Annotated in this window: 2 protein-coding genes; both read left to right on the plus strand. The window is 54.2% G+C overall.

Annotated elements, in window-relative coordinates; genetic code table 11:
• A partial coding sequence (locus WA354_RS04120) for a glycosyltransferase family protein (protein ID WP_472811743.1) occupies positions 1-517 on the plus strand: 517 nt, incomplete at its 5' end.
• A 313-nt stretch (positions 518-830) separates the two neighbouring features.
• On the plus strand, positions 831-2,274 hold a 1,444-nt coding region (locus WA354_RS04125), incomplete at its 3' end, for a hypothetical protein (RefSeq protein ID WP_472811744.1).

Raw genomic sequence — 2,274 nt, forward strand, 5'->3', positions numbered from 1 at the left:
CCAGTACACACCATCCCTGGTTCCGGCGATGGCAGGCATGATCGCCAGCGGTGTCTACGACATGGTGCTTGCCTCGCGCATCCTCGGCGGGGGAGCGCTCAGGGGCGGGATGCCGCTCTACAAATACATCTCCAACCGCTTTCTGACGGCATTCCAGAATCTGTTTCTGGGAGTGAAACTGTCGGAGTATCACACCGGCTTCCGTGCATTCTCGAGGCAACTGCTCGAGGCCCTCCCTATCCTCGAGAACTCCGATGATTTTGTTTTCGACAACCAGATGATCGCCCAAGCCGTGATGTTCGATTTCCGCATCGGCGAAATCTCCTGCCCGACGAAGTACTTCGAAGAGGCATCGTCGATCAACTTCAAACGCAGCGTGGAATATGGTCTCGGTGTGCTTGCCACGACCCTCAGCTTCACAGCGCACAAATTGGGTCTGATCCACCTAGCACGCTTCGATGCCAACGGAAGAAAAGTCAATCAACAGTATTATTCGCAATATGCAGATCGCGCCTGACTGATGGGGGTTATGGTCGCGAGGGAGTCAGCCAGCGTTGGTTTAGAGAAAATCACCAGTGACGTTTCTCATCTGCGTAGCCGCCGTCCTTTGGTGGCGCCAATCATCTGAACGCCCAGTTGAGCACTGAGGAGGTCGCATCTTCAACTTCCCATCCATCGCGGTTGAGCAAACAGTAGATAGCCTCTTAGCCATCCCGGCATTCTTGCCGGCCACAGTGTGCACCGGCTACCTAGCTGCATGGTTTACGAACATCCATGCCTTTCGCCAGCGATCGCTTGTCGAGCGGCTCTTTTGGAGCGTCCCGTTGTCGATGGCCGTTTCCGCCATTTCTGCAATGTTGATTTGCAGGCTCTTTTCCCTCGCAGCCGTATCGGCGTTCTTCCTCGCAAGCGGTGTGGCCTGCCTGGTCCTGCTGGGCAGGGAATGGCGCCAACTGCGCCTTTCGGGGCAAAAGTGGAACCTCGGATACCGCCCACTGGGCGGTGCGGCGCTGATCTTCGCAATCGGCTGGATCATCGTGGTGGTCCTTTTACTGATTGACCTCCAGAGAGGTCACGATCTTTACGTTAGCGTCGTGATCTTAGATCACAGCGCTCGAGTCAATTGGATTGAGAGCATCCTCCGCACAGGTGTCCCACCTCGCAATTCGTTGTACTACTACGAACGCCCCGCTACGATGCGCAATTACTACTTCTGGTATGTCATCTGTGCCGACGTGTCGCGAATGGCGCATCTACCCGTCCGCACAGTGCTCAATGCAAGTTGCGTATGGGCAGGATTCGCTTTGGCCGCTCTCAACGGACTTTATCTCAAGCATTTCCTTGGATCCGGTTCAAGACTGCGTAGACAGTTTCTATATTCCATTCTTCTGCTAACAGTTACGGGACTTGATATTTGTGTGATCCTTTGGGAGATCTTCTACCTGCGCCTTCCCCCTCAACCTGACGCGGAATTGTGGTCCAGGGGTGCAATACTCAGTTGGCTCGACGTTCTGCTCTACGCTCCGCATCATGTTGTTAGTTTGGTGTGTTGCATGCTCGCATTTTTGCTCGCATGGATGTCAAAAGGAAAGAATGGTGAACATAAGCAATTTGCGACCGTTAGCTTGATCGCTCTGGCGCTTGCAAGTGCCTTTGGCCTCTCTATCTATCTGTTGTTCGCGTTCTTTTTGTTGATGCTGGCCTGGGGCCTTTGGCAAATTGCCATTGAGCGTACATCACGGTCAGCATTGCTGCTGGCAGCCGGCGGTGTGGGTGCAACTTTCTTACTGCTTCCTTACCTTTGGGAACTTTCGCGCGCCTCGTCTGGAATGCATGCCGGTAGTCCGTTCGGGTTTGCCATCCGCGAGATGATTCCCGTCGATGGCCTGCTGGCATCGCATGTCTTCCAGCATCTCGCAGCCAGCCACCCTCTTGGCGCACTCAACCTTGCCAGGTTAGTTCTGCTAATACCGAGTTATGTCATTGAATTAGGCTTCTACCTCATCGTTCTACTCATATACCTGGTTCCGGCGTGGCGAGGGCGGCCCCTCACGCCTGCGCAGCGCTCTCTGATATTCATCGCAGTAGCCATGATTCCATTCATCACTTTTATGCGGTCCTGGGTGTTAACAATCGATGATTTCGGTATGAGAGCACCGCTCCTTCTGCAGTTCCCATTGCTGCTTTTGGGATCGGAACTGATGGTGCGCTGGAACTGCAATGACCACAAACGCTCCGCGCCAGATGCGTGCGGCAGTTTGCTTCGAAGTACCC

Origin of the sequence: Occallatibacter sp. (assembly GCF_049802275.1) — a bacterium.
GTDB lineage: Bacteria > Acidobacteriota > Terriglobia > Terriglobales > Acidobacteriaceae > Telmatobacter.